The sequence below is a fragment of the Alcanivorax sp. DG881 genome, from assembly GCF_000155615.1.
GTDB lineage: Bacteria > Pseudomonadota > Gammaproteobacteria > Pseudomonadales > Alcanivoracaceae > Alcanivorax.
The window spans coordinates 3,369,725-3,394,383 of the sequence record NZ_DS989915.1 but is presented as its reverse complement, the minus strand read 5'-3'; the positions used below and the strand labels follow the sequence as shown (position 1 = coordinate 3,394,383).

The window sequence follows — 24,659 nt, the reverse complement described above, 5'->3', positions numbered from 1 at the left end:
CATGAAACATGCAACCTTTCAGGCAGCAGCAACAATAAACGACAACGGGGAACCGATCATGAACATGAACCGATTCTGGCCTGCCATCGCACTGGCGGTCACTCTGGTACTCACCGCCTGCGGCGGTGACGGCGGCGGCTCATCACCGGCCAATAATTCCGCCACACCCAACAATCCCGACAATGGCGGCGACGGTGGAGATGACGGCGGCGATGGAGGGGATGACGGTGGTGACGGCGGCGATGATGGAGGCGATGGCGGTGACGGTGGCGACACCACGCCCCCCGATACCGTTGGCCGAACCTTCCTCATCAGCCCCGGTGAAGATGCCACCGAAGACATGGTCAACGCCATGGTCCAGCTGCGTCCAAAAGACACCCTGCAATTCGAGTGCGGCTACTTCGAACTGGACCAGGGTATCTTGATCCAGGCCACCGAAGATGTGTTAATCAAAGGTTGCGGCAAAGACGAAACCATTTTGTCGTTCAAAGACAGTGTCAACGTGACCGGTCTGGAAGCCCTGAACATTCGCGGCATTACCGTGGAAGACCTGACCATCCTCGATTCCCCCGGCGACGCCTTCAAATTGAAGAGCGTAAAGTGGGGCACCCTGCGTGGCGTACGTGCCATGTGGTCCGGTGGCGGCGAACCGATCACCGCAGATAACTACGCGGAAAAGATCCATGTATCCTGTACCGCGCCCCCCTACAACGAGGGAGATTCCAGCCCGGATTACACCCCCAGTTCCGCCAGCGGCCGCTACGGTATCTACCCGGTAGAGTCAGAGAACATTCTGGTAGAAGACAGTGAATCCATCGGCGCCAGCGATGCAGGCATCTATGTTGGCCAGACCAACACCGCCATCATTCGTAATAGCCGTGCCGCTTATAACGTCATGGGTTTTGAAATCGAAAACGTGCAGGGCGGCGAGTACGACAACAACATTGCCGAGTGTAATACCGGCGCCTTCCTGATCTACGACCTGGAAAACATCACCCGTTACGGTGATACCTCGGTGATGATCAACAACGTGGCCCGCAACAACAACACCTACAACTTTGCCCACAGCGGTCTGGTGTCAGTGGTGCCCCGTGGCACAGGTTTTATTACCCTGGGTTACGACAACATCGAAGTCCTTAACAACACCTTCGAAGATCACAGCACCGCGGCGGTGATCCACGTCAGCTATGAGCTGATTGATGGCAAGAACAACACCGCCGATAAAAAAATCGACCCCTATACCGAGGGGCTTCACATCCATAACAATGTGATGAAAAACTCCGGTTACGATCTGCCGCCACCGGACCTGGAAAAACTGGCCAACGGCGAAGTAGAAAGCGTACTGCCGACCCTGATCGGCCTGAAAAACCTGCCGGAGCTTTCTCCGAATCTTCTGGAAGTATTGGGCAGCCTGCCTAACCTTCTGAATCAGGGTAAAGGCGCGCATATTGTCTGGGACGGTCTGCGTGACGATCTGGATGAAGACTGCCCCTACCCGGTGGACAACAATGGCGATCCGGTTCCCATGTGGGACAGCGGCAAGCCCATTCATACCAACGAGCACCCGAACCCCAGCTGTCACTACAACGCCTACAAGTTCAACGAAAACGGCGACCGCATCCTGCCGGAGTGGGGCACCTGTATCCACGATAACGAGCTGAACAGCGACAGCGCCCCCTACCTGAACTTCCACGGCACCGATGGCCTGGAGCTGGTACTGGCCATTGCCGAGCAGGACTTCTCCATTCTCAATCCTGCAGGCATCAAAGGGGCCATTGAAGGGTTACTGAATATCGCCTCCGACACCGACATGTCCGAGCATGATTGCCAGGCCCGTTTCGGCAAAGTACTGGAAACACTGCCGCGGGTAGACATTCCGCCTTTCGAGCCCAGCGGTGAGTTCGACCCCGCACCTTCGGATGAAGTTGTAGAGTTCTACTGTAGTGCAGACGTTGCAGACGGCGAGATCAACCGCGAAGCACTGAACTACAACTGCCCGACGCTGGATCAGTACAACCTGTTTGCCGATGCGCAAGACCCACGTAGCACACCAAACGAGAGCGGCCAGCCTTTTGTGCTGAACACCAAGCTGTTCTCTGATTACTCAACCAAGTATCGAGTCGTGTTTGTACCACCCGGCGAGCAAGCGGTGTATAGCGATGGCCAGGACGGCAACAACGTTAACGGCAGCATCGTTTTCCCGGAAGGCACCGTGATTGCCAAAACCTTTGCTTTCACCGACGAAAGCCAGGGCACCGAAGTACCGGTAGAAACCCGCTTGCTGATCAAACGCAGGAACAGCCAGGACAGCGCCGTCTGGGTAGGCCTGCCCTACATCTGGGAGGAAGAAGACGGCAAGAGGGTTGCGCGCCTGGCCATGAACGGGGGCACCGCGTCGGTTGCCTGGCATTACCGTGATGCGGATTCCAACACCCTGCTCACCGGCAGCACCGATGGTTACACCATTCCTAACGGCAACCAGTGCGTGACCTGTCACGCCAATGATGACCAGCCGGCTGGCAGTGCCCCCATTGGGCCCAAGCCGCGTAACCTGAACCGTGCCTACAAAGCGGAATCTGCCTTTATGGGCACCAGCGGTCAGGCCGGTTTCCCGGCGGTAAACCAGATCAAGCAGTGGAAAGATCTGGGGATTCTGACCGGCGTGCCGGAGTTGACCATCAGCAATGGGGTGGCCACCAACATTGAGCATCTGCCACGCTGGAATGTGCCCGGTGACAGCGGTGAAACCGCCAACTCAGCGGCGGATATCGAAAGCCGTGTGCGGGCCTACCTGGAAGTGAACTGTCAGCACTGCCACAACGACAAGGGCGCCGCGTCCAACACCGGTTATTACCTGGATCACTTCCGCGATGTGAACGCCAGCTATGGCGTCTGCAAGAAGCCCACAGCCACCGGCGGCGGCTCCTGTGGACGCCAGCATGTGCTGGTACCCGGCAGCGCGGGCAGCTCCATCGTCTCTTGCCGTCTCAGCGCAGAAGATGATCCGCAGAAAATGATGCCACCGATTGCCCGCAGCGTTGCCCATGGCGAAGCCACCGCGCTGATGGATCAGTGGATCAATAATGTGGTGGATAGCAGCTATACGAACGCTAGCGCCTGTAACTGATCGACCCCCCTCCCTCCTCTCCAGCACCATCGGAGGGGAGTGCAACACCCCTCCCTGCAAAGGGAGGGTTCTTAGGGCCTGTTAACAGACCCTAGCCGCTCTGCGGCCGCTATACGCGTCAGGCATCAGGCGTTTGGCGTTTGGCGTCCAGCGCTCTTCTTTTTATCTCGAATGGCCTTCAACGGTGCAGACAATTTGTCCGGATGACGCGGGTGAATGGCCGCATAGCATTCAAAAATTTCGGCCAGATCCTTCTCCACATCCCCACACGGCTCAATGACACGGGCAAAGGTAATTTCCTTTTTGCGGTAATCTGCGGTGGCTACCACAATCGGCACACCGGCCTTCTGGGCGATCCGGTAGAAGCCGGTCTTCCATTGTGTCGCCCCACCCCGGGTGCCTTCCGGCGCCACCACCATCACCAGCTTGTCGCGGCTATTGAACTGCTCCACGGTCTGCTCAACCACACCACCCGCCTTGTGCCGGGCAATGGGCAACGCCCCCATCCAACGCAGCATGGCCCCAAACGGCCCCTTGAAGGCGCTGTCTTTGATCATCACGTGAGCATCCAGACCCAGCTGCATCATGGCCGCCAGCGTATAGATACCATCCCAGTTGGAGGTGTGCGGCCCGCCGATAATCACCGCCTTGGGCACTGCCGGCATGGGGTTGGTCACCCGCCAGCCTGCCAGGCGCAAAAACCCGCGGGCAAGCGACCGGGAGAAAGCATTACCGCGACGGGGATAATCAGAGTCCAGGGCTGATGACATGGGATTGTCCATTGCAAAGAGAGCGGCGATCATACGCACGCAGCCCAAGGATCACATTGGCACTAACGCCCAAAATACACACGAAGCGATAATCGGCCCCATGCATACCCTGCATTATCTGACAGGCTATCCCTCCCAGATTCAGCAACAGGCCCAGGCTCTGCTGGATCAGGGCCGGCTGGGTGACTATCTGCTACAGCGCTACCCCGACAAGCATGATATTCAAGGTGACAAAGCCCTGTTCCAGTATGCCAACAGCCTGAAGCAACAATACCTGCGCAAGGCGCCGCCGCTGGGCAAAGCCCATTACGATGCCAAGCTGAAAACGCTGAGTCAGGCATTGGGCATGCATACCCGGCAAACCCGCATTCACGGCAGCAAATTGCGCAGTCATAACAGCCTGCGTATCGCCAGCCAGTTCAAGGCAGCGCCGGAAGCCTTTCTGCGCATGATCGTGGTCCACGAACTGGCTCACTTCAAAGAAACCGACCACAACAAGGCGTTTTATCAGCTGTGTTCACACATGGCGCCGGACTACCATCAGCTGGAACTGGATACCCGGCTCTGGCTGCTCTGGCAGGACACACGCAACCGCTGACACAGGCACCGCCTGCAGACGCCAGATCGCCCCCTGACGCCCCGCCCCAACAGCACCAAAACGTCAAAAACCTCTTTATTCAACAAGCATTTACATTCCCGATCGCGAATATCGGCAAAGACCATGGCCGGCAGTTTCATGTCCCCGCCATAAGGGCGTAGTATGAAATGACTTAACGTCATAACGCAGGGTCATCAGTGCCTAGGTTTGTGGCAATGCTGTACTGATCCTGCGCCAGTGTTCCCGCTGGCGGCCGTTCTATCCGCCAGCGCGGGACTCCAATCAGAGCCCAGGAGGTGTGTAGTGACACGGATTGGCCAGGACACCCTGAACAGCAAGAAAACGCTGCAAGCCAACGGCAAGACCTATCATTATTTCGACATCAATACGGTCGCCGACAAAGGCTGGGGTGATCTCAGCAAGCTCCCCTTTTCCCTCAAGGTCCTTCTCGAAAACCTGCTCCGCTTTGAAGACGGTGACAGCGTCACCGGTGCCGACATCGAAGCCGTGATGCGCTGGCTGGAACAGAAACGCTCCGACAAGGAAATCAACTACCGCCCGGCGCGGGTACTGATGCAGGATTTCACCGGCGTCCCCGGTGTGGTGGATCTGGCGGCCATGCGCGATGCCATCAAGAAGGCCGGGGGAGATCCGGGCCGCATTAATCCGCTGACACCGGTGGATCTGGTCATCGACCACTCGGTGATGGTGGACAAGTTCGGCAACCCGCAAGCCTTCGAAGAGAACGTGGAAATCGAGTACCAGCGCAACCGGGAGCGTTACCAGTTCCTGCGCTGGGGCCAGAAAGCCTTCGACAACTTCCGCGTGGTGCCACCGGGCACCGGTATCTGCCACCAGGTGAACCTGGAATACCTGGCCAAGGGTGTGTGGTCGTCCGAATCCGACGACGGCAACACCTACGCCTACCCGGACACCCTGGTGGGCACCGATTCCCACACCACCATGATCAACGGCCTTGGGGTACTGGGCTGGGGCGTGGGCGGTATCGAAGCGGAGGCGGCCATGCTTGGCCAGCCTATCGCCATGCTGATTCCCGAGGTCATCGGTTTCAAGATCAGCGGCAAGCTGCGTGAAGGCATCACCGCCACCGACCTGGTGCTGACCGTCACCGAAATGCTGCGTCGCCGGGGTGTGGTGGGCAAGTTCGTGGAATTCTTCGGCGACGGTCTGGCCGACCTGACCCTGGCCGACCGCGCCACCATCGCCAACATGGCACCGGAGTATGGCGCCACCTGCGGCTTCTTCCCCATTGATGAGCGCACCACCGAATACATGGAACTGTCCGGCCGCGACGAAGACACCATTGCGCTGGTGGAAGCCTACTGCAAGGCCCAGGGCCTGTGGCGCTCCAGCAGCGACCCGGACCCGGAATTCACCGACGTGCTGGAGCTGGACCTGAACGATGTGGTGCCCAGTCTGGCTGGCCCCAAACGCCCGCAGGACCGGGTACCACTCACTGCGGTCAAGCGAACCTTTATCGACGTGGTCACCGACACGCTGAAACTCAATGACGAGGAAATCAGCAAGCTGGAAGGCGAAGGTGGCCAAACCGCCGTGGGCAATCACGAGCCCAGCGGCGGCGATGTACCGGTGGTCATCGATGGCAAGAAGCATCACATGAGCCACGGCGACGTGGTGATTGCCGCCATTACTTCCTGCACCAACACCTCCAACCCCAGCGTCATGCTGGCCGCCGGCCTGGTGGCCAAAAAGGCCGCCGAAAGAGGCATGAACCGCAAACCCTGGGTGAAAACCTCGTTGGCGCCCGGTTCCAAGGTGGTCACCGATTACCTGGATGTGACCGGCCTGCAAAAACCGCTCAACGATATCGGCTTCGACCTGGTGGGCTACGGTTGCACCACCTGCATCGGCAACTCCGGGCCACTGCCCCCGGAAATCGACAAGGCCATTTCCGACGGCGACCTGGTGGTGGCCTCCGTGCTGTCCGGTAACCGTAACTTCGAAGGCCGGGTACACCAGAGCGTGCGCACCAACTGGCTGGCCTCACCGCCACTGGTGGTGGCCTATGCCCTGGCCGGGACCGTGAAGATCGATCTGGATTCCGATCCACTCGGCAAGGACAAGGACGGCAACGCGGTCTACCTGAAAGACATCTGGCCCAGCTCCGATGAAATTCAGGCCGAGCTGGTGAAAATCAACGACGACATGTTCCGTAACCAGTACGCCAGCGTGTTCGAAGGGGATGAAATCTGGCAGAGCCTGCCCATTCCGGATTCACAAACCTACGACTGGGACAGCAGCTCCACCTACATCCAGAACCCACCCTTCTTCGACGGTCTCACCGCCGAGATGGACGATGTACAACCGGTGAAAAACGCGCGCATCCTGGCGATGTTAGGTGACTCCATCACCACCGACCACATCTCCCCGGCCGGGGCCATCAAGGCGGATTCCCCCGCCGGCCATTACCTGCAGGGGCACGATGTGGAGCCCATCGACTTCAACTCCTACGGCTCACGCCGGGGGAACCACGAAGTGATGATGCGCGGCACCTTCGCCAACATCCGTATCCGTAACGAAATGACCCCGGACATCGAAGGCGGCTTTACCAAGCACCTTCCCGAAGGCGAGGAAATTTCCATCTACGGCGCCGCCATGCGTTATCAGAAAGACGGCATCCCCACCGTAGTGGTCGCCGGCAAAGAATACGGTACGGGCTCCAGCCGTGACTGGGCTGCCAAGGGCACCAACCTGTTGGGTGCCAAAGCGGTGATCGCCGAGAGCTACGAACGGATTCACCGTTCCAACCTGATCGGCATGGGCGTGCTGCCCCTGCAATTCCCGGAAGGCACCGACCGCAAGACGCTGAACCTGGACGGCAGTGAAGAGGTGGACATTCCGGATCTGGACAACAACCTGAAACCGGGCGACACCGTCACCGTGGTCTTCCGCCGCGATGGCAAGGAGCAGAAAGTGGATGCCCTCTCCCGCCTGGATACCGCGGCAGAAGTGCAGTACTACAAAAACGGCGGCATCCTCCATTATGTGCTGCGGCAGATGATGCAGTAGACGAGAGACGCTGCACGCTTCATGCAACACGCAGCCTGCTAGCAGGCAATACCGAGGGCAAACCGTGTTGCCTGCCCTAACCCAAGAGGCCGCGCCCGGAAACGGGCGCGGCCTTCTGCATTTTTGTCACCCATCGTAGGTCGCATTAGCCTAAGGCGTAATCCGACATCTGGCGTGCCCCTCCTCCCCAGTTGTCGGCATACTCAACTTAGCAGACCTCAATAGAGCGGGAACTTTCCCAACCTCCTCTATCTATTTTTCGTAGCTCGTAGCTCGTAGCTCGTAGCTCGTAGCTCGTAGCTCGTAGCTCGTAGCTCGTAGCTCGTAGCTCGTAGCTCGTAGCTCGTAGCTCGTAGCACCCCTCGCCCAGTTTTTGCTATGCTGGCTGTCTTCCACACCGGGTTTCGGGGAACTCCGTGCGTATCGTCTTCACTTTTCTTTGCTGCCTACTGGGCAGTCAGGCCATCGCCCAATCGCAAACCAGCGACGCGGATCTGCTAACGGCAGAACAACGGGATGCACGCCTGCGCGAACAGCAGGAACTGGAAGCCCGGGCCAGCGAGCTGGAAGCCCAACAGCAAACCACCCGCGAACTGCTGGAACAACAAGAGCAGTATCTGGATGCACTGCGCGCCCAGATCCAGTCGATGAAAGCCTCGGATAACGCATCCGCCCCCGCCAACCCGGCAGGCACGCAGCCATGATTGGGCAATGGCTACAACGCCTGTTCCGTCGCACCCATCGGCCCACTGCGCCCGCCGGAGCGGCCACACCGGAACCGTCCACTCCAGCCGACGTCGCCCAGGATACCCCCGACACTGTTGACGATCCTCTCGCCCTGTTTCTGCCCTTCCAGATTCGCCCACTGGAAAGCACCGACCTGGGTGAACTGCTGGGCGTATTCCGCGAGGCCATCCAGATCAGCGCCGCCGACCAATACGACCAACAACAACGGGATGCCTGGAGCCGCGCACAAAGCCACGAGAGCCTGATTTCCGCTCTCAGTGAAGGGGAAGCCGTGGTCGCCGAATGGGACGACGCGCTGGTGGGTTTTGCTCACCGGGTCAATGGTTATATCAACATGGTCTTCGTACACCCGGATGCCAGCCGCGTGGGCATTGCCACGCTGCTCTACCAGCACCTGGAATACGGCGCGCGGGTGGAAGGCATCACCGAACTCAACGCCCACGCCAGCCTCACGGCCCACGACTTTTTCCATTTTATGGGGTTTACCAGTGAAGGCCAGGAAGAAGCTGAACGCGATGGCGTGCGCCTGCCCCGGCACCACATGCGCAAGTCACTGGTCTGAATCAAGAACCGCAACACGCCTCACGCAGAACGCAACACGGGCAACCGCTGCGCGCCAGATGCCCGACGACTGACGCTTTCATTCAAAACCTGAAAAGCCCAGGCTCCATGCGTTCTGGGCAACACGAATTACCGGAGCGCGCCCTGAATCTCCCTGCTCCGCCCATTGATCAATTAATCTGATCAAACCGGTCGAGCCATTCCCGTGGGTTGGTCGGCAGACGCCCCCTATACTTATCCCATTGCTGAAGAGAACCCCGCTTCAGCTACCCAATCACATTGCGCTCACTCTGTGGTTATACCCCGGGCTCATCAGGGCCCATTGATTCCCCCTTAAGGCCGTCCCCCCGACGGCCATTTTTTTGCCGCTTTGCGGCCGCCACACGCTTCACGCTGCATGCAGATCGTATATGTGATTCAGGACTTGTAGAGCAGCTTTCCCACACTGTTGAACGCCTTTTCCGACAGGCTCATACGAATCATGGCGCGGAATAAGGTTTCCGGCAGCCACCGGCGCGCCAGCAACAACATGCGAGCATCCGTACCCACGCTATAGCGCAGCCGTTGGCTGGAATCGTTGGCGGCCCTGTAGATCACCTTCGCCGCATCTTCCGGGCTAGAACCGCCCGGCCCGGTCTTGTCCATGACGCCGAACTGGGCTTTGGAATACTGATCGTAGGTACTGACACCGGTGCGGTTATCCCGATCCGCCGAGCGGCCGAAGAACGCTGTATTCACCGCCCCCGGCTCAATGATTTTCACTCCGATGCCCAACGGACAAAGCTCATACACCAGCCCTTCGGTAAATCCTTCCACCGCCCATTTGCTGGCGTTGTACACACTGTAAAGCGGCAACGGTACGCGCCCGACCATGCTGGCCACATTCACCAGCGCGCCGCTTTTGCGTTCGCGAAAATGCGGCAACACGGCCCGGCACGTTTCCATCAGCCCAAACACATTGGTATCGAACTGACGAATGATCTGGGCTTCGTCCAGGGTTTCAAACGCCCCCATCAGGCCGTACCCCGCATTGTTCACCAGCACATCAATGGCGCCAAAATGTTCAATGGCCTTTTCAACCGCCGCATGAATGCTGGTACGGTCATTCACATCAAGTGGCAGACACAACACCCGCGGCAAGGCGGCCAGCGCTTCGGCCTGTTCCGGCTTGCGCAGGGTCGCGACCACATTCCAGCCCTTGTCCTGAAACAATCGTGCCGTGGCATAACCGATGCCGGAGGACGCACCAGTGATAAAAACGGTTTTCGTTTGCACTGCAGTCATTCTGTTTTCCTTTATTGCTGATCCGTTGAGCCATCGCCCTCAGGCATGGCCAGGGTGATTGGCGTCCGGTCGGATAAGATCCTGTTTCGCTTCACCGAACATTTGCGCCAGGACCTGGCGCTGAGCACGACGGCCCCTTTGTTGCTGCCATTGGCGCAGCCCTGGCACATAGTGCTGGCCACTGAACGAAAGCAGTCGCGGCAACAGTGTGGCCAGCGGGTACCAGGCCGATACCGATTCCGGCAGCCCCAGCTGCGCCATCTTGTCGCGGCTCAGAAAGTAACGGCTGACACTCAGGTGTTTCTGGTAGGCAAGCTTGCGCTGCAGGGATTCAAATCGGCGGAAGTGACGCTCCAGCGGTTCTTCAGCCAGGGCCTTGCCCAGCTCCCGACTGGTCCAGTCCGGCTGGCTCTGGGTCATCAAGGTATGGTGCAGCAACACAATGCCGTCCTGCTCCCGATCCACCAGCCACTTTTCGTCCACGCCCATCAGCCAGCAGGTATATTTCCACAGGTGCATCACCGCACGGGATTCCCGCGGCGTCACCGGCACCCCCATCTTGCGCAGGCCACCCAGCATCACCACACAGAACCCCAGGTAGGTGGCCACCATGTCCACCTGACTCAGGGGCATGCCCCACCGGGTAGCATCCCACTGGCCACGGCTCGCCAGGTTGCGGCGCACCAGCGAATGCACCAGACGCACGTGCAAGGTGCCCCGGAAACCCGCACTGAAACGTCTCAGTCCGCCTTGCTCGGTGCAATCGACCCACCACTTCCCGGTCTCGGCAATGCGTCGCGAAGCGCCCTGATTCAACGCCCCGGTCAATACCAGCGATTGATTGAAACCGGACAGCAGGTAGCCCCCCATCAATGCCAGATCGCGCAGTACATAGGGCGCGGTCATCCCGGTGGAGTGAATAAAGCGGGCGCCCTCATCAATCAGGTCGAAGTCGACCCAGGCCGGGCGCCTTTCCACACTTTTGATAAACAGCCGCAGCGGTTCCGGGCAATCCGGGATGGCCGCCAGTCCCTCGGTAATGGCGGTTTCAAACAGCGCCCGTGACTCACGGGGGCCATAATCCATCATCCAGTCCACCAATAAATCCATGGCCGGATCCCCCACATTGAGCGCCTCCAGCACCGCACTGAATTCGCCCCGGCTGGGGGCCAGATCACGGCCCAGCAGCTTGCGCAGCAACGCCGGCGTGGGTTGCTGGGTTTTCTCGAACGGGCGCGCCCGGCTTGGGGTCGCATCAATATGAGCCTGAACCGTCATCTCGGCCTCCACGGTGTGCTTGCATTGGCCGGAAACATAATGCGAATATGTATTCGCATTCAATTCGCATTAGAGGTTCCATGCGTAAACGTCCCCAACAGCAGCGTTCCCGGGAACTGGTGAAAGCACTGATCGACGCCACCGCGAAAGTCATCCAGCAGCAGGGCCTGGACAACACCACCACCGCCCGCATCGCCGAAGTGGCCGGCGTCAGCGTAGGGTCGCTGTACCAGTATTTCGGCGACAAGGACGGCCTTATCGAGGCGCTGATGGAGAGTCTGGCAGACGATATCGGTGCGGGCCTCAAGCGCCTGCCGCTGCTGGATAATGTGGATATGAACGCAATGATCAGCAGCGCCATCCAGTTTGGTTTCGCCGTGCTCAACTCCCGCGACGGGCTCTACCTGGAGCTGGTACGCAACTGGCACCGGCTACCCACCGACCGGGTCGTGAATACCTTGCAGCAGCATTTCATGGACCTGGCCAGGCTCTACTTCCTGCGCCACTATCAGGACTACCCGATTCGCAATCTGGAGGTGCGGGTGTTTATCGTCACCAACAGTGTGCTTTTCACCATGGTTCGCCATATCAGCCAGCACAACGGCCTGATTCGCGAGGACGACCTGGCCAACGAGCTGACCCGCATGGTCGCCGGTTACATGGCCACACCCCCCGATCATCAGGGCACGCTTTCATGACACCGGACCTGGCCATGACCTACTGCCGCATGATTGCCCAGACCCTGGGCCTGGATCAGGCTGGCCTGGAAAAGCTGGTGGCCGATACCGGGGTGGACGTGGACACCCTGCAGCACAGCGATGGCTTCATCGACTGGCCCGGCGCCTGCCAGTTAATCAGCAATGCCCGCCAGCTCAGCGACCGCCCGGATATCGCACTGCAAACCGGCCTGCGTGCCCTCCCCGCCATGCACGGCCCCATGGGCATGGCGGCCATGGCCAGCCCCACCCTGCGCGATGCCATGCAGTTGTTTGCCCGCTTCATCAACACCCGCACACAAGTCTTTACCACGGTGTTTGAAGAACAGCAGGACACCATTACGCTGCGACAGGAATTCGCCTACCCACTGGATGACAACGTGCAGTTTCTGGTCGAATCCGTCATGGCCTCCGCGTTCGCCTGCCATGTGGTATTGCGCGGCAAATCGATTGACGGGGGAGAAGTCCATTTCAATTACCCGGCCCCTGACTACGCGGAGTGTTACGCACAAACCTTCCCCGGCACCCGGCTGGTCTTTGACGCGGCTTACACGGCCATCAAATTGCCTGCCCGCTACGGCGATGAAACCTTGCCCAGCCATGATCGAGACCTGCTGTGGATCGCCATCGAGCAATGCGAGGCCCGCCAGGAAGCACTGCGCAACCGTGGCACCGTCAGCGACCAGGTGCTGGCGCTACTGCATCAACACCATGGCAAGGCCAGCCTGGATACCGTGGCCGATCAGCTGCACATGAGCCCACGCACCCTGATCCGCAAACTCAAACAGGAAAACACCCGCTTCCAGCAGCTCCGTGACCAGACTCTCAGCCGCCGCGCCGCCCAACTGCTCGGGCTGCCGCACTACACCGTGGCCGCCGTGGCCGAAGATCTGGGCTACACCGACGTGGCCAGCTTCCGCCGCGCCTTCCAGCGCTGGTTCGGCACCACCCCCGGCAGCTTCCGGCGGGAATAAAACAACGCGACAAGCCTCAAGCTACAAGCTGCAACGCGGGAGAAAGGGGTCGGGATGCGGCGGCAGTGCCCGCGCCAGACCTGAATTCGCAAGCACAGTGCTGCTGGTGCGAGGGCCTGTACCGTGTTGCAGCTTGTAGCTTGAGGCTTGCTGCTGTTCTTTGTCACTTTTTATCCCCCTGATGGCAATTTCGGTTCTTACCTTTTCCTTGTCAACGGTAAACACTGTGTTTTCAGACTAAGCGGGAGACTGCCATGACAAGTACAACAACCGATAGCGACGCCCTGAAAACACTGGCCAGGCTGAAAGTGTCGCCCAAAATCGCCTGGCCCACAGTCACCCTGATGATCCTCGCGCACGGTGCCAACATCCTCAGCTGGGTCATGGTGTTGAATGATCTGTGGCCCGCCTGGGTTGGCCTGATCATTAACAGCATTGGCGGCTACATCATGTTCACCCCCGCCCATGAAGCCATCCACCGGGCGGCGGCGCAGAAGTCCGAGCACAACGACCTGATCCTCTCCATTGCCACCTTTGTGGCCGTGCCCTTTGGCAAGGGCAAAATGTTCCGTCTGCTGCACATGCGCCACCACCGTTTCGCCAACGACCCGGAGAAGGATCCGGATCACTGGATGGCCAGCAGCCTGTGGACCATGCCGCTGTGGGGGTTCTGGCCTTTCATTTACCTGATCAACTTCCTGCGCAAACCGGACGTGCTGCCCAACGTGAAGCCGACTGAAGTCTGGCGTGAACTGGCCGTGGCCGGCGTCGCCCTGACCGCCCTGTTTCTCTGGGCGCCCTACGAAGCGCTGATGCTGTGGCTGATCCCCTCCTACATTTCGTTCTACTTGATGTGCCTGGTGTTCATGGTGCTGCCGCACTACCCGCATACGGGCCGTCAGGATGAGAACCCCAACACCACCGCGCTGATGCGCATGGGCAAGGAGTGGCTGCTCACGCCGATTCTCATGTACCAGAACTATCATCTGGTCCATCACCTCTACCCCACCGTGCCGTTCTACCGCTACGGCAAGGTGTGGAAAGCCCGTGAGCAGTACCACCGGGAACACTCCGGCAGCATGATTATTTCGCCTTTTCAGCTCGGTCCAGACAACCCACCCGGCAACGCCTGACAGGAGAACAACAATGACAAAAACCGTTTTGATCACCGGCGGCGCCGGCGGCATTGGTCGGGAATTCTGCAAGCTGTTTAATTCCGACGGTTACCGCATCGTGGTGTTCAGCCTGCTTCAAGAGGAACTGGATGCACTGGGGCAGCAGCTAAAAAGCCAACGAGCTGATGTGGATTACCGCCCGGTGCAGATGGATCTGTCACAACCCGGTGCCGCTGAAGAAATCATCCAGTGGCTGAATCGTGAAGACATCGAGCTGGACGTGCTGGTGAACAACGTGGGCTTCGGCATGATGGGTGAACATGTGGAACAGGACAGCCAAAAGCTGGAGCGCATGCTTACCCTGAACAACATCCTGCTCAGCAAGCTATGCATGTTGGTGGGTGCAAAAATGAAGGCCCGCGGCGAAGGCAAAATCATGAACATCGGCTCCCTGGCCGGATTCTGCCCCATGCCCTTCTTTGCCGCCTACAGCGCCAGCAAGGCCTTCGTGATTAACCTGAGCGCCTCGCTACAGGAAGAACTGAAACCCTACGGTGTGCAGGTCACCTGCTTCTGCCCCAGCACTACCAAAACGGCGTTTCTGGATACCGCCGAAAGCAAACATCAATCCTCCAGTGGCATCAGAGAGTTTGTCTCCGCACAAATCGCCACCCCGGAGGAGGTGGCTCAAGCGGGTTACGCCGCCCTGAACAAGGGCAAGCGTTACGCCCTGCCGGGCCTGTCTGTCACCCTGCAAAGCATCTGGATCCGCATGATGCCCCTGCGCGCCATGGCCAGTTTCGTTTATAAAAAATCGGTAAAAGAGATGAATGGCTGACCGACAAACCGCTAGAAACGAAGCTCCCCATGCCCTGCGGATATGAGGCGCGAACAAGACCGTTGCGGGTCGCGGGAAGCGAGTTTCGAAAGCCCTCCCAAAGATCCCGGTTTTGTTTTTTGCCTTTCGTAACTCGAAACTCGTCACTCGCTGCGCGGCTCAAGCGCCCCACCGGCGCCCGTTTCGCTCACCCCATGTCGCTTCCCTGCCGAATCCGTTATGTTGAGGATATCGCAGGAAAAGGAATGGCTCATGGCAGGCGCAAACAGTGACACGGACTCCCCACCGCTCAGCACCACATCGTTGGCGGTATTGATCGATGCAGACAATACACCCCCCAAAATCGTCGACGGACTGTTCGAGGAAATTGCCAAATTTGGCACCGCCAGCGTCAAGCGAATCTACGGCGACTGGACCAAACCCAATCTGGGTGGCTGGAAAAGCGTGCTGCTGAAACATTCCGTACAGCCGATCCAGCAATTTGCCTACACCCAGGGCAAGAATGCCACCGATTGCAGCATGATCATCGACGCCATGGATCTGCTCTACACCAAACAGCTTTCCGGGTTCTGTCTGGTGTCCAGTGACAGTGATTTCACTCGCCTGGCGGCAAGGTTAAGGGAAGAAGGCCTCACCGTGTATGGCTTCGGTGAACGTAAGACACCGGGGCCTTTCGTGGCCGCCTGCGACAAGTTCATCTACACCGAAGTACTGCGCTCCGACCATGCCCCCGAGAGCACCTCAGACAAACCCGATGCCCCCGCCCAGGCAGAAACACCTGTCAGCAAGGAGCCCCCGCCGCTGCAACTGATCGCCAACGTGATCGATGATATTTCCGATGAGGACGACTGGGCCAATCTGGGCACGGTGGGCCAGCACCTGAGCAAACGCAAACCCGATTTTGACACCCGCCTGTTCGGCCACAAGAAACTCAGCGACATGATTCGTGCCTACCCCAAATGGTTCCAGATTCAGAAAGGGCAAGGCAAAAGCATTCAGGTCAAGACACTCCGGAAGTGATGCCTCTGATGTAGGAGCGTCGCTGGCGGCGCGATAAGTCCAGTTGCGAGTAACGAGTTACGAGAAGCGAAAATCACCAGGCTTTACCCCCGGTTCCGGGTTTTGCCTTTCGAAACTCGCTTCTCGCGACTCGATGCTCTGGTTATCCCGCCACCAGCGGCGTATTCGCTTCACTCCTGCACAAGTTCAGCGCACCAACCAGAGACTGAGCTGCGGAATATAGGTAATCATCAACAAGGCAATGATCAATATCAGCATGAAGGGAATCGTCGCCGCGAACAGTTCGGTGACTTTCTTCTTGAAGCGGTAACTGGCAATAAACAGGTTCATGCCTACAGGCGGAGTGATGTAGCCGATCTGCATGTTCGCCACGAAGATAATCCCCAGATGCACCGGGTCAATCCCATACCGCAACGCCACCGGCAGGATCAGCGGCACCATAATCACCAGCGCGGCAAAGATATCCAGCAACGCGCCCAGCAACAACAGCAGGATATTGAGCAGGATCAGGAAGGTAATCTTGCTCTCAACGTGTGTCTGGATCAGTTCAAACAGCTTCTCCGGCACACCGGCATACACCAGGTAATCCGAGAAAGCCTGCGCCACCGCCAGAATCAGCAGAATACCGCCCACCATGATCATGGAATCGCGCATGATGGTCGGTAGCTTGCGCAGCGAGATCTCCCGGTACAGGAACACCTCCGCCACCAACACATACAGCGCCGTCACCGCCGCCGCTTCACTGATCACCAGGAAACCGGAGAAGATCCCGCCGAGCACTACCAGCGGCAGCGGCAGCTCCCAGCGCGCTTCCCAGAGCGCATCCACCAATTCACGAAAATCAAACGCCTGCCGAGGCACATCGGTGCCCCGCGTGGCCCACACACAGTAGCCGTAAAGCAGCACGATCATCAGCAGCGCAGGCAACAGACCAGCCAGATACAGATCGACAATTTCTACCGTCGGCATCTCCAGCTGCTGGGACATTTGCTGGGCAATAATGCCGTAGATCAACAGGGGTACCGACGGCACCAGCAACAACCCCAGACTCCCCGAGGAAGTCACCAGACCGAGGCTGAATTTTTCCGGATAATTGCCTTTCACCAGCGCCGGTAGCAACAGCGCACCCAGTGCCACAATGGTGACACCGGAGCCGCCAGTCAGGGCGGTGAAGAACGCACAGGCAATCAGCGCAACAAAGGCCATGCCACCGGGCATCCAGCCGAACGCGGCCTGGCTGAGCCGCAACATGCGATCGGCGGTTTTCGATTCACTGAGCAAAAAGCCGGCGAAGGTAAACAGCGGTAACGCCATCAGCACGACGGAATTACTCAGCTGGTAGATGTCGATGTGCAGCACCGCCAGCTCGATTTCCAGGGTATAGAAACCCAGTGCGGCTGCGCCGAGAATAATGGCAAACAGAGGAGCGCCCATCAGCGCCAACACCACCAGCAGGACAATCGCCGCAATGATCATGGCGTCGGCTCCTGCATTTTCGGCCGTTTGCCAATCAATCCCAAGGCAAACAGCACCACGTAGCGCAGTGCCATGACCGAGAAGCCCACCGGGATAATGGCTTGCAACAACCAGCTCGGCACACTGGCAAAGGCCGGCGAAGCGTACTCATACTCTTCGATTACGAAGTGCACGCTATACCAGGCCACCAGCAGACAGATAAAGGCGGTGAACAGATCCACGAAGGTGGTCAGGAAGGGATGGTACTTTTCCGGTAACAGTGACGAGGCCACATCAATGCGGATGTGCTCGTCATTACGTGAGGCAATCATCGCGCCCAGCAAGCCAATCCATAGCACCGCGTTCTGCAGCAGCGGCTCGATCCACACCAAGCTGGTGCCAAAGAAATTACGCAGCACAATCTGCGCCACCGCCAGCAGGATCATAAACAAAAGGACGGCCACGATAAGGCCGTCCTCGATATGATGAAGGGTGCGATGCACCCCACGTAATAGCGCTGCCATCATTGCCCGTCGCGTTGCTTGGCAAGAATGCCGTTAAGTCGATCCAGCATGGCCTGGCTGATTTCACCTTCTTCCACCAGTTCTGCAGTAGCACGCTCGGCGTAGCTGTGCCATTCCTCGCGTTGTTCGTCGCTGGGCTTGATCACTTCCAGCCCCTGCTGCTGGACAGCGGCAAAGGCACTCAGGTTTTCCTTGCGGCTTTGCGCATCCAGTTTGTCAAAGGTGGCTTCCAGTACCGTACGGACCACCTGCTGATCTTCCGGGCTCATACGCTTGAAATATTTTTCATGGATACCCAGCATGCCGAAGGTATAGAGCAGCGGCATGTCGGTCAGGTAGTTCACCCGGGAATACCATTGCAGGGTCAGGGCCGCCACCGGGGGGGCTGCGAAGGCATTCACTGCACCGGTCTGCAGGGAGGTGAGCACCGAACCGATGTTGAGCAAAATGGGGGACAGTTCGAACGCCTTGGCCGCCTTGGCAGAGGCTTCATCATTGGCCGGCAACCACAGTTTCTGTTCACGCAGATCGGATACGCTTTTCACTGGCTGCTCAGACATGACATACGCAAAGCCGCCATCCAGCAGACCAAAGCTGACCCAGCCGCCATCTTCCAGGCCTTTCTGGATGACCGGGTCCAACTCGCTGCGCACCGCGTCTACTTCATCGTAATTGTTGAAGGCCAGCGGCACGTTGAGAATCTGGCTGTCCTTGTAAGCGGAGGCAAAGGCACCGCCCTGGGCCACCAGGCCATGGAGCTGGCCGATGCGGATTTTGCGCTCTACCGCCCGGTCATCCCCCATCACTCCACCAGGGTAGATTTTCAGCTTTACCCGGCCTTCGGTTTGCGCCGCAATGTCTTTGCCGGCTTTTTTCAGGCCGGTGACGATGGTGGTGCCATCCGGGTACAGGGTGGAAATTTTCAAGGTGGTCGCAGCGGTGGCTACCAGCGGCAACAGCGCGATCAGAACAGTGACAAGGCGCAGCATAAACACTCCTAGAAATAATCATCCGCGTCGGCAAGCAAGGCTTCAGCCTGCTGCTGCGCATAGGTATTTTGCAGGGTCAGGCCGTGGACATCCGGGTCCGCCGCCAGCACCTCATTGAGCAAGCTGTCGTGCAGCTCCCGATCGAACACCAGACGCGCGTATTTTTCTGCATACAGCACTTGGGCCAGCAGGTTCTTGCCGTCGGACAGCAATACCGCCTCTTCAAAATGCGCCTTGGCCTGTTCCGGCTTGCCACCCAGCGACGCCGGCAGGATGCTGTTCAGCACCCCCAGGTACATATGTGCCTGGCCGTACTGGTAACCTTCATCCAGCGCCACGATGCGCGCCATGATGGCTTCCACCCGGCCCAGTTCCGCTACCGCATTCCAGTCGCTGGTGTTCTGCTGGATATAACCGGCCCAGGCGCTGCCCAGGGAAAACAGCACCGGCACATCGCCTTTACCGGCATCGTCCAGCAGGGATTCAAATTCGGGCACCGACAGGCTGCGCAAATCGCAGTAATCCTTGTGGTGGGCGCAGGCAGCGCGAAAACCGTATTCCAGCGCCTTGTTGCTGAGTTTGCGGGCCCGCTCCGGGTCTTCCACAAACAAGCCAGCGTAGGCACCGTAGAGGTCTGCACCGCTACTCAGCAGGGATTCACTTTCCGGCCAGTTCTCAATCAGGCCATCAACCATCAGCAAATAGGTGGGCAGGCCGTCTTCGACCAGCTGCAGGTCATTGTTGTTGAGGACACCGTAGGGCAGGTTGTCGTCAACATGGGCCAGAGAGCAGCCTTGCAGGGTAACCACCGCTGCGAAAAAGAGAGAAGGTACCGAGTAAGGTACAGAGCGCCACTGCATAGGTCGCTGGCATCCTTTCATTATTGTGACTTCATTGTTTTGGCTGTCTTTATAGCAGCCCCCCGGGGGTAACTCAAACCGCCCTGCTCTTCTGGCTGCGCCGCACCATGCCGAAAATGCCACCCAGCAAACAACCGCTTACCAACCCGGCCAGATGCGCCGCATTCGCCACCACATCCGATAGCCCTACGAAACAAATTGCCATCCATGCCAGCATGAAGACCACAATCTGCCGGCGCAGAGCAAACCCGGCCCCGGGATTCAGCCGCCCGAAGATCCACAGGTAGCCCAACAGACCATACACCACGCCGGACAAGCCCCCGAACATGGGGCCGCTGTACAAGAACTGAGCCACATTGGACACCGCGGCCGTCACCAGCGTCACCAGCAGCAGCTGGGCGCTTGATTGATGGCGTTCAATCAAGCGCCCCAGATCCGCCCACCACAGCAAATTGAAGATGATATGGAGCAGGGAAAAGTGCAGCAGCATGGGGGTGATCAAGCGCCAGGGCTGGCTAGTCAATCCCTCCATGGACGCGGGGAACAGCAAGGCACGATAGACCCCGTCACCGAATAAATAAGGGGTCAGGAAGATGGCCACACACAGCACCAGCCCAATCCTGGTCACCCACCCCATGCTGGCTAGCCAGCCACCAGACAACAATGGCTGCGGCTGGCCGGTCAGAGGCTCCACAGCCTGTTGGCTTTGGCCCCGTTTCAAGTCGGCAATCAGCTCTGCGGTCAGCTGGCGCGCATGGGGGTATTGCTCCGCATCGGGGACCCCCAGCACGAATTGCCCTTCATCTTCATGACGGTCCACCTGAAAACCATTGCGCTTCAGCGTGCGCTCAATCAGGTCCGCCAGCTCTGCCTGGGGGGTGCGAATCAGTTCCATGCGAGTGCCTCCAGGGCCTGTTTGCGTTGCGTATCCTTCATGGCCACCAGGTTATCCACCTGTTGCCAGAAGCAGCCCCAGTCCCGCCGACACTGGTCCAGCAGGCGGGCAAAGGCCGGCACATAATCGTTATAGTCACTGACGCCGTTAAGGCGGGCATTGTTCAATCGCCCGTCGAAAAACCCCGCGTAGGCTTTCAGGGCCGGTTGCGCCTGGCTATCGCGGGCAAAGCGGTCTCGGGCCTGCTGCAGGATACGGGTTTTCTCCCGCGCCAGCGCGTCTTCATCCTGCTGCGACGCATACAGTGTTTTCAGGGCCCCACGCGTCGCCTGCACAATGGCCATAAAGGCGTCCTGCACCTGTTCGCGCTGCTCCCAGTAGTCCGCCGCCAGCGGCTCACCGCTATGGGCAAAATAATCCACTGCACCCTCCCGGCCGACCAGGGTCGCCAGGGATTCATTGAAACGGGTGTCATCCTTGATATACAGCTTGCGGTGCACCAGCTCGTGGATCAGCAATTGCGCCAGCGACGGGCGGGATCGGTCGAGCATGGGCGTGGTCAGCGGGTCGGCAAACCAACCCAGGGTGGAGTAGGCAATGGCGCCACCCACGAAGGTGTCCATCCCGTCTTCAGCCAGGGCCTCCGCCTCGCGGGTAGCACGCCCCTTGTCAAAATACCCCCGGTAACTGACACAGCCAATCATCAGGTAGCACCAGGTTTTCGGTGCCAGGGAATATGCCGGTGCCGCCAACACATTCCACACCACCGCATCCTGCTCCAGCGCCACATACTGGTGGTAGACATCGTCGGCCGGCAACGACAGGGCCTCACCGGCAAACGCGATGACCTGCTGGCTGAAGCGCAACTTGCCGGCCAGTGCCGGCGACGTATTGGCATCCGCCAGCACCGTGCTCACCGGCTCGCGCTTGCCCATCAGCGACCAGTGGCCTTTCACCGCCTGGCCGTAATACCCCACCTGACACCCCGCCAAAACGCCGCACAGCAGCAACACAGCGACAGCAGGCAACTTGCACAGGGGAGATAACCGCATCTGCTGGCAATCAGGCCCGGGACATGAATTTACGTTCGGCGGTATTCACCCGCACCTTTTCCCCTTCCACGATATATTCCGGCACCTGCACTACCAGGCCGGTATTCAGGGTGGCTGGCTTGGTGCGGGCGGATGCAGACGCAGCCTTCATGGCCGGGGTGGTTTCAGTCACTTCCAGTACCACCGACGCCGGCAGCTCCAGGCCGATGACCGATTCTTCCACTCTCAGGGCCAACACCCCTTCGGTTTCTTCCGTGATGAACGCCAGCTCATCGCTGATATCTTCCTGCTTGAGCAAGTATTGGGAGAAATCCTCATTATCCATGAAGATGTAGTCATCCCCGTCCACGTAGGAAAACTGCACCGGGCGGCGCTGCAGCTCCACCGTGGCCACGTCGTCATCCCCCTTGAAGCGCTCTTCAAACTTGGGACCACCGCCAACCGCACTGGCCTTCACCCGATACAAGGTGGCCGCGCCCCGGGCAGAAGGCGACTGCACCTCAATCTGGCGGATGGCATACAGGGTGCCGTTGACTTCGATAACGTCGGATTTTTTCAGTTCACTGGCGCGGGTCATGGAAAGCGGTCCTGGGCAATTGATGCGCCAATGCTACAACAAAGCGAGACGACAGGCAGGGAGAGCCGAGAGACAAGTTGAACGTTCTTGCGCTTTTAAGCTTTCAACTTTGAACTTTCAATTGCCCCTCAAGCCGTTCGTAAGCTTGGGCACACAATTGTTTGCGGTCCATGCCTTCACCATCCAGGGGCGTACAGAAGTGCAGGCGAACGCGGATTTTTTGGCGGAGCAACATGGCCCACAGGTGATGATGAAACTCATCGTCACCAATAAAGGCCAGGCCCCGGTCCGGAGCGCCCATGTTATCCAGGTAGCGTACCGCTAACGGTTGCACCGGCACGCCCGCCAGCAAGGGGGCATCAAACAATTGCGGAAAAAAGCGGCGCAGGCTGGAGCCATCGGTGGTGGTGCCTTCCGGGAACACCAGCACCGTGTGCCCCTGCTGCAAGCGACCGGCAATTTCCTGGGCCTTGCGAACCGACTCACCACTGCCGCGCTTGATAAACAGGGTCCCCATGGCCCGGGCCAGTGTGCCGATCAACGGCCAGTCACCCACCTCCGCCTTGGAGAGAAAATACAGATGCCGCTGGCTGGCAATCACAGGAATATCCAGCCACGACACATGGTTGCTGACCAGAAACACGGGGGCTTCCACCCGGCTCCCCGTGACCGTCAACTCCACCCCGAGGATACGCAGAAAATGCCGGCACCAACGCTGTTTCGCCGCCAGCACCACAGGCCGATACGGAGACCAGAACGCCCCCAGCAAGAACGCCAGCACAAAACCCCGCAACAGATAGAGTACAACGCGGATCACCCGCCCCACTCGGCGCAGTTGCGGCCAGAGCCCGCCCTGGGAATACGCGCAAACGCTGGCGCTATGATTCATCTCGCTCATCTATCCCGCCCGTTAGTCGCCAACTGCCCACGATTCATTGCCAACCGGCTTTACACCGCCTGGGCCGGCTGCATGAAGTGCTGCACATAACGGGCGGGCAAGTCCTCCACCGCCATCAACACAAAGAAATCCAGGCAGTTAAAATCCGGGTCCCAGCACGGTTCACCGCACACTTGAGCCCCCATGCGCAGGTAGGCCTTGAGCAGCGGAGGCATTTTCACACTATCCGCCTGGGCATCTCCTGGCAGCGCCTGCAAGCGCAGATGCGGCTGCACGCGATGCCCTGCCTGGCTCAGGTGGCGCGCCTGGATACGCTGATTCACCGCTGCCACGTTATAACCTTCACTCAGAGCGATACTGGCGCAGCCCAGCAGGTAGCGCACATCGTTTTCCAGCATGTACTGCGCCAGCCGCGCCCACAGCACACTGATAACGGCCCCGTTGCGGTGTTCCGGGTGGATACAGGTACGGCCGATCTCTGCCAGCTTGCCATCCAGTCGACCCAGCATGGTGAGATCAAATTCACCGCTGGAATAGAAACCCCCGGTCCGGTGCAAGCGATCACCAGGCAGCACACGGGTGTAACCCACGATTTCCCCGTTGCGGTTATCACGCACCACCAGGTGCAGGCAGTGACGATCAAAGCGGTCCCGGTCGAGCCCGAATGGGGCACTGAAACTGGCGCCGTATTCCTGGGAAAAGATGCGATAGCGCAGGCGCTGGATTTTCAGAATCTCGCGGCGCGACCGGGTGAAATACGCCGTGAAACGCCCCGGCGCCGGGGCGTCAACTACCCTCTCGGCGGCCATATCACGGGGAAAGCGAAGAATCTCGGCGGTGGCCACGAACGGCTTGGCGAAGGCCCCTTTCAATTGCGGGCTTAACGCTTTGATCTTTCCTGCAGCTTGCGCAAGCATAGTGTACTCCACTGGCAGTTTCGGCCAGTGTCGTCAGCCGCCGTGGCAAGGCAGTGACATTTGCATGACATTTGCGCGACACACGAAAAATGCGCCTGACGTTAACGAAAGCCCCCTGGAGAGCACCATGGACGCCCCCCGCATCGCCCACACCGTACCGTTCCCGCTACCCGTCAAAAAAGGCGATACGGTCTACTGGTGCGCCTGCGGCCTGAGCCAGACACAGCCCTATTGCGACGGCAGCCACAAGGGCACCGGCCTCGCTCCGGTTCCCTACACCGCCACGCGGGACAGGATTGTGTTTTTCTGCGGCTGTAAACACAGCAGCAAAGGCATGATCTGCGATGGCAGTCATTCGAAGATAGTGGACAGTGAATAGTCACCAGGCAAAAACGTCGCGATTGCGTTGCCAT

At 58.9% G+C, this 24,659-nt stretch carries 23 protein-coding genes; 11 read left to right on the top strand and 12 right to left on the bottom strand.

What is annotated here, in order from left to right; translation table 11 throughout:
- Nucleotides 1-58 precede the first annotated feature (58 nt).
- Complete coding sequence (locus tag ADG881_RS15350) at nt 59-3,127, top strand: parallel beta-helix domain-containing protein (RefSeq protein ID WP_232211736.1); 3,069 nt, start codon at nt 59-61, stop codon at nt 3,125-3,127.
- A 125-nt stretch (nt 3,128-3,252) separates the two neighbouring features.
- Here the strand turns inward: ADG881_RS15350 and ADG881_RS15345 are convergent, their stop codons facing one another.
- A complete protein-coding gene (locus ADG881_RS15345) occupies nt 3,253-3,897 on the bottom strand; it encodes a lysophospholipid acyltransferase family protein (RefSeq protein ID WP_050760176.1) in 645 nt (214 codons plus the stop codon).
- Here ADG881_RS15345 and ADG881_RS15340 point away from each other — a divergent pair.
- The 4 genes from ADG881_RS15340 (at nt 3,896) to ADG881_RS15325 (ending at nt 8,855) form a co-directional block, all read left to right on the top strand.
- Entirely contained in the window at nt 3,896-4,495 is a 600-nt protein-coding gene (locus ADG881_RS15340; protein WP_083787514.1) for a M48 family metallopeptidase, read from the top strand. The genes ADG881_RS15345 and ADG881_RS15340 overlap by 2 nt on opposite strands.
- 303 nt (nt 4,496-4,798) lie before the next feature.
- A complete protein-coding gene (gene acnA / locus ADG881_RS15335) occupies nt 4,799-7,546 on the top strand; it encodes an aconitate hydratase AcnA (protein ID WP_007150180.1) in 2,748 nt (915 codons plus the stop codon).
- A gap of 416 nt (nt 7,547-7,962) precedes the next feature.
- Nucleotides 7,963-8,250: a hypothetical protein gene (locus tag ADG881_RS15330; RefSeq protein ID WP_007148661.1), complete on the top strand. Its 288-nt coding sequence runs from the start codon at nt 7,963-7,965 to the stop codon at nt 8,248-8,250.
- The gene (locus tag ADG881_RS15325) at nt 8,247-8,855 is read left to right on the top strand and encodes a GNAT family N-acetyltransferase (RefSeq protein ID WP_007149393.1); all 609 of its coding nucleotides are present in this window, start codon (nt 8,247-8,249) and stop codon (nt 8,853-8,855) included. The genes ADG881_RS15330 and ADG881_RS15325 overlap by 4 nt, the downstream gene beginning before the upstream one ends.
- Nucleotides 8,856-9,271: 416 nt before the next feature.
- Here the strand turns inward: ADG881_RS15325 and ADG881_RS15320 are convergent, their stop codons facing one another.
- Nucleotides 9,272-10,138 (bottom strand): SDR family oxidoreductase, encoded by an 867-nt coding sequence (locus ADG881_RS15320; RefSeq protein ID WP_007150038.1) that lies wholly within the window; start codon nt 10,136-10,138, stop codon nt 9,272-9,274.
- Nucleotides 10,139-10,177: 39 nt separating this feature from the next.
- A complete protein-coding gene (locus ADG881_RS15315; protein WP_007150819.1) occupies nt 10,178-11,416 on the bottom strand; it encodes an oxygenase MpaB family protein in 1,239 nt (412 codons plus the stop codon).
- A gap of 80 nt (nt 11,417-11,496) precedes the next feature.
- Here ADG881_RS15315 and ADG881_RS15310 point away from each other — a divergent pair, with 80 nt between their 5' ends.
- The 5 genes from ADG881_RS15310 to ADG881_RS15290 all read left to right on the top strand — a co-directional run bounded on the left by ADG881_RS15310 (nt 11,497) and on the right by ADG881_RS15290 (nt 16,079).
- Nucleotides 11,497-12,114 (top strand): TetR/AcrR family transcriptional regulator, encoded by a 618-nt coding sequence (locus ADG881_RS15310; RefSeq protein WP_007148632.1) that lies wholly within the window; start codon nt 11,497-11,499, stop codon nt 12,112-12,114.
- A complete protein-coding gene (locus ADG881_RS15305) occupies nt 12,111-13,106 on the top strand; it encodes an AraC family transcriptional regulator (RefSeq protein WP_007150707.1) in 996 nt (331 codons plus the stop codon). Before ADG881_RS15310 ends, ADG881_RS15305 begins: the two co-directional genes overlap by 4 nt.
- A 254-nt stretch (nt 13,107-13,360) precedes the next feature.
- On the top strand, nt 13,361-14,239 hold the full coding sequence (locus ADG881_RS15300) for a fatty acid desaturase (protein ID WP_007148407.1): 879 nt from the start codon (nt 13,361-13,363) through the stop codon (nt 14,237-14,239).
- Between the two features lie 13 nt (nt 14,240-14,252).
- Nucleotides 14,253-15,059, top strand: a complete 807-nt coding sequence (locus tag ADG881_RS15295; protein ID WP_007148483.1) for an SDR family oxidoreductase — start codon at nt 14,253-14,255, stop codon at nt 15,057-15,059.
- Nucleotides 15,060-15,311: 252 nt separating this feature from the next.
- Nucleotides 15,312-16,079 carry an NYN domain-containing protein gene (locus ADG881_RS15290; RefSeq protein WP_039926941.1) on the top strand — a complete coding sequence of 256 codons (768 nt, stop codon included), beginning with the start codon at nt 15,312-15,314 and terminating at the stop codon, nt 16,077-16,079.
- A gap of 186 nt (nt 16,080-16,265) precedes the next feature.
- Here the strand turns inward: ADG881_RS15290 and ADG881_RS15285 are convergent, their stop codons facing one another.
- The 9 genes from ADG881_RS15285 to ADG881_RS15245 form a co-directional block, all read right to left on the bottom strand.
- Nucleotides 16,266-17,555 (bottom strand): TRAP transporter large permease, encoded by a 1,290-nt coding sequence (locus ADG881_RS15285; protein ID WP_007150563.1) that lies wholly within the window; start codon nt 17,553-17,555, stop codon nt 16,266-16,268.
- Nucleotides 17,552-18,061, bottom strand: coding sequence for a TRAP transporter small permease (locus tag ADG881_RS15280; protein WP_007149913.1), 510 nt, complete (start codon nt 18,059-18,061; stop codon nt 17,552-17,554). The genes ADG881_RS15285 and ADG881_RS15280 overlap by 4 nt, the downstream gene beginning before the upstream one ends.
- Nucleotides 18,058-19,047: a TRAP transporter substrate-binding protein DctP gene (gene dctP / locus ADG881_RS15275; RefSeq protein ID WP_007148727.1), complete on the bottom strand. Its 990-nt coding sequence runs from the start codon at nt 19,045-19,047 to the stop codon at nt 18,058-18,060. Before dctP ends, ADG881_RS15280 begins: the two co-directional genes overlap by 4 nt.
- 8 nt (nt 19,048-19,055) lie before the next feature.
- Nucleotides 19,056-19,907 (bottom strand): TRAP transporter TatT component family protein, encoded by an 852-nt coding sequence (locus tag ADG881_RS15270; protein WP_039926939.1) that lies wholly within the window; start codon nt 19,905-19,907, stop codon nt 19,056-19,058.
- Nucleotides 19,908-19,980: 73 nt separating this feature from the next.
- Nucleotides 19,981-20,802, bottom strand: coding sequence for a rhomboid family intramembrane serine protease (locus ADG881_RS15265; protein ID WP_007150573.1), 822 nt, complete (start codon nt 20,800-20,802; stop codon nt 19,981-19,983).
- Complete coding sequence (locus ADG881_RS15260) at nt 20,793-21,854, bottom strand: aminopeptidase (RefSeq protein WP_007148640.1); 1,062 nt, start codon at nt 21,852-21,854, stop codon at nt 20,793-20,795. The genes ADG881_RS15265 and ADG881_RS15260 overlap by 10 nt, the downstream gene beginning before the upstream one ends.
- A gap of 10 nt (nt 21,855-21,864) precedes the next feature.
- Nucleotides 21,865-22,431 (bottom strand): elongation factor P-like protein YeiP, encoded by a 567-nt coding sequence (yeiP, locus tag ADG881_RS15255; RefSeq protein WP_007149168.1) that lies wholly within the window; start codon nt 22,429-22,431, stop codon nt 21,865-21,867.
- Nucleotides 22,432-22,534: 103 nt separating this feature from the next.
- Nucleotides 22,535-23,329 carry a 1-acyl-sn-glycerol-3-phosphate acyltransferase gene (locus ADG881_RS15250; protein ID WP_007150061.1) on the bottom strand — a complete coding sequence of 265 codons (795 nt, stop codon included), beginning with the start codon at nt 23,327-23,329 and terminating at the stop codon, nt 22,535-22,537.
- 50 nt (nt 23,330-23,379) lie between these two features.
- Nucleotides 23,380-24,246, bottom strand: a complete 867-nt coding sequence (locus ADG881_RS15245) for a GNAT family N-acetyltransferase (protein ID WP_007148543.1) — start codon at nt 24,244-24,246, stop codon at nt 23,380-23,382.
- Between the two features lie 127 nt (nt 24,247-24,373).
- Here ADG881_RS15245 and ADG881_RS15240 point away from each other — a divergent pair, with 127 nt between their 5' ends.
- Entirely contained in the window at nt 24,374-24,625 is a 252-nt protein-coding gene (locus tag ADG881_RS15240) for a CDGSH iron-sulfur domain-containing protein (protein WP_039926938.1), read from the top strand.
- Nucleotides 24,626-24,659 lie beyond the last annotated feature (34 nt).

Bases quoted from the DNA above. Each gene is read 5' to 3' on its own strand.
- ADG881_RS15300 (WP_007148407.1), top strand. From the start codon at position 13,361: ATGACAAGTACAACAACCGATAGCGACGCCCTGAAAACACTGGCCAGG.
- ADG881_RS15250 (WP_007150061.1), bottom strand. From the start codon at position 23,329: ATGAGCGAGATGAATCATAGCGCCAGCGTTTGCGCGTATTCCCAGGGC.
- ADG881_RS15245 (WP_007148543.1), bottom strand. From the start codon at position 24,246: ATGCTTGCGCAAGCTGCAGGAAAGATCAAAGCGTTAAGCCCGCAATTG.
- ADG881_RS15315 (WP_007150819.1), bottom strand. From the start codon at position 11,416: ATGACGGTTCAGGCTCATATTGATGCGACCCCAAGCCGGGCGCGCCCG.
- ADG881_RS15260 (WP_007148640.1), bottom strand. From the start codon at position 21,854: ATGCGGTTATCTCCCCTGTGCAAGTTGCCTGCTGTCGCTGTGTTGCTG.
- ADG881_RS15325 (WP_007149393.1), top strand. From the start codon at position 8,247: ATGATTGGGCAATGGCTACAACGCCTGTTCCGTCGCACCCATCGGCCC.
- ADG881_RS15310 (WP_007148632.1), top strand. From the start codon at position 11,497: ATGCGTAAACGTCCCCAACAGCAGCGTTCCCGGGAACTGGTGAAAGCA.
- ADG881_RS15265 (WP_007150573.1), bottom strand. From the start codon at position 20,802: ATGGAACTGATTCGCACCCCCCAGGCAGAGCTGGCGGACCTGATTGAG.
- ADG881_RS15350 (WP_232211736.1), top strand. From the start codon at position 59: ATGAACATGAACCGATTCTGGCCTGCCATCGCACTGGCGGTCACTCTG.
- ADG881_RS15320 (WP_007150038.1), bottom strand. From the start codon at position 10,138: ATGACTGCAGTGCAAACGAAAACCGTTTTTATCACTGGTGCGTCCTCC.
- ADG881_RS15270 (WP_039926939.1), bottom strand. From the start codon at position 19,907: ATGCAGTGGCGCTCTGTACCTTACTCGGTACCTTCTCTCTTTTTCGCA.
- ADG881_RS15290 (WP_039926941.1), top strand. From the start codon at position 15,312: ATGGCAGGCGCAAACAGTGACACGGACTCCCCACCGCTCAGCACCACA.
- ADG881_RS15305 (WP_007150707.1), top strand. From the start codon at position 12,111: ATGACACCGGACCTGGCCATGACCTACTGCCGCATGATTGCCCAGACC.
- ADG881_RS15345 (WP_050760176.1), bottom strand. From the start codon at position 3,897: ATGTCATCAGCCCTGGACTCTGATTATCCCCGTCGCGGTAATGCTTTC.
- ADG881_RS15240 (WP_039926938.1), top strand. From the start codon at position 24,374: ATGGACGCCCCCCGCATCGCCCACACCGTACCGTTCCCGCTACCCGTC.
- ADG881_RS15340 (WP_083787514.1), top strand. From the start codon at position 3,896: ATGGGATTGTCCATTGCAAAGAGAGCGGCGATCATACGCACGCAGCCC.
- ADG881_RS15280 (WP_007149913.1), bottom strand. From the start codon at position 18,061: ATGATGGCAGCGCTATTACGTGGGGTGCATCGCACCCTTCATCATATC.
- dctP (WP_007148727.1), bottom strand. From the start codon at position 19,047: ATGCTGCGCCTTGTCACTGTTCTGATCGCGCTGTTGCCGCTGGTAGCC.
- ADG881_RS15285 (WP_007150563.1), bottom strand. From the start codon at position 17,555: ATGATCATTGCGGCGATTGTCCTGCTGGTGGTGTTGGCGCTGATGGGC.
- yeiP (WP_007149168.1), bottom strand. From the start codon at position 22,431: ATGACCCGCGCCAGTGAACTGAAAAAATCCGACGTTATCGAAGTCAAC.
- ADG881_RS15295 (WP_007148483.1), top strand. From the start codon at position 14,253: ATGACAAAAACCGTTTTGATCACCGGCGGCGCCGGCGGCATTGGTCGG.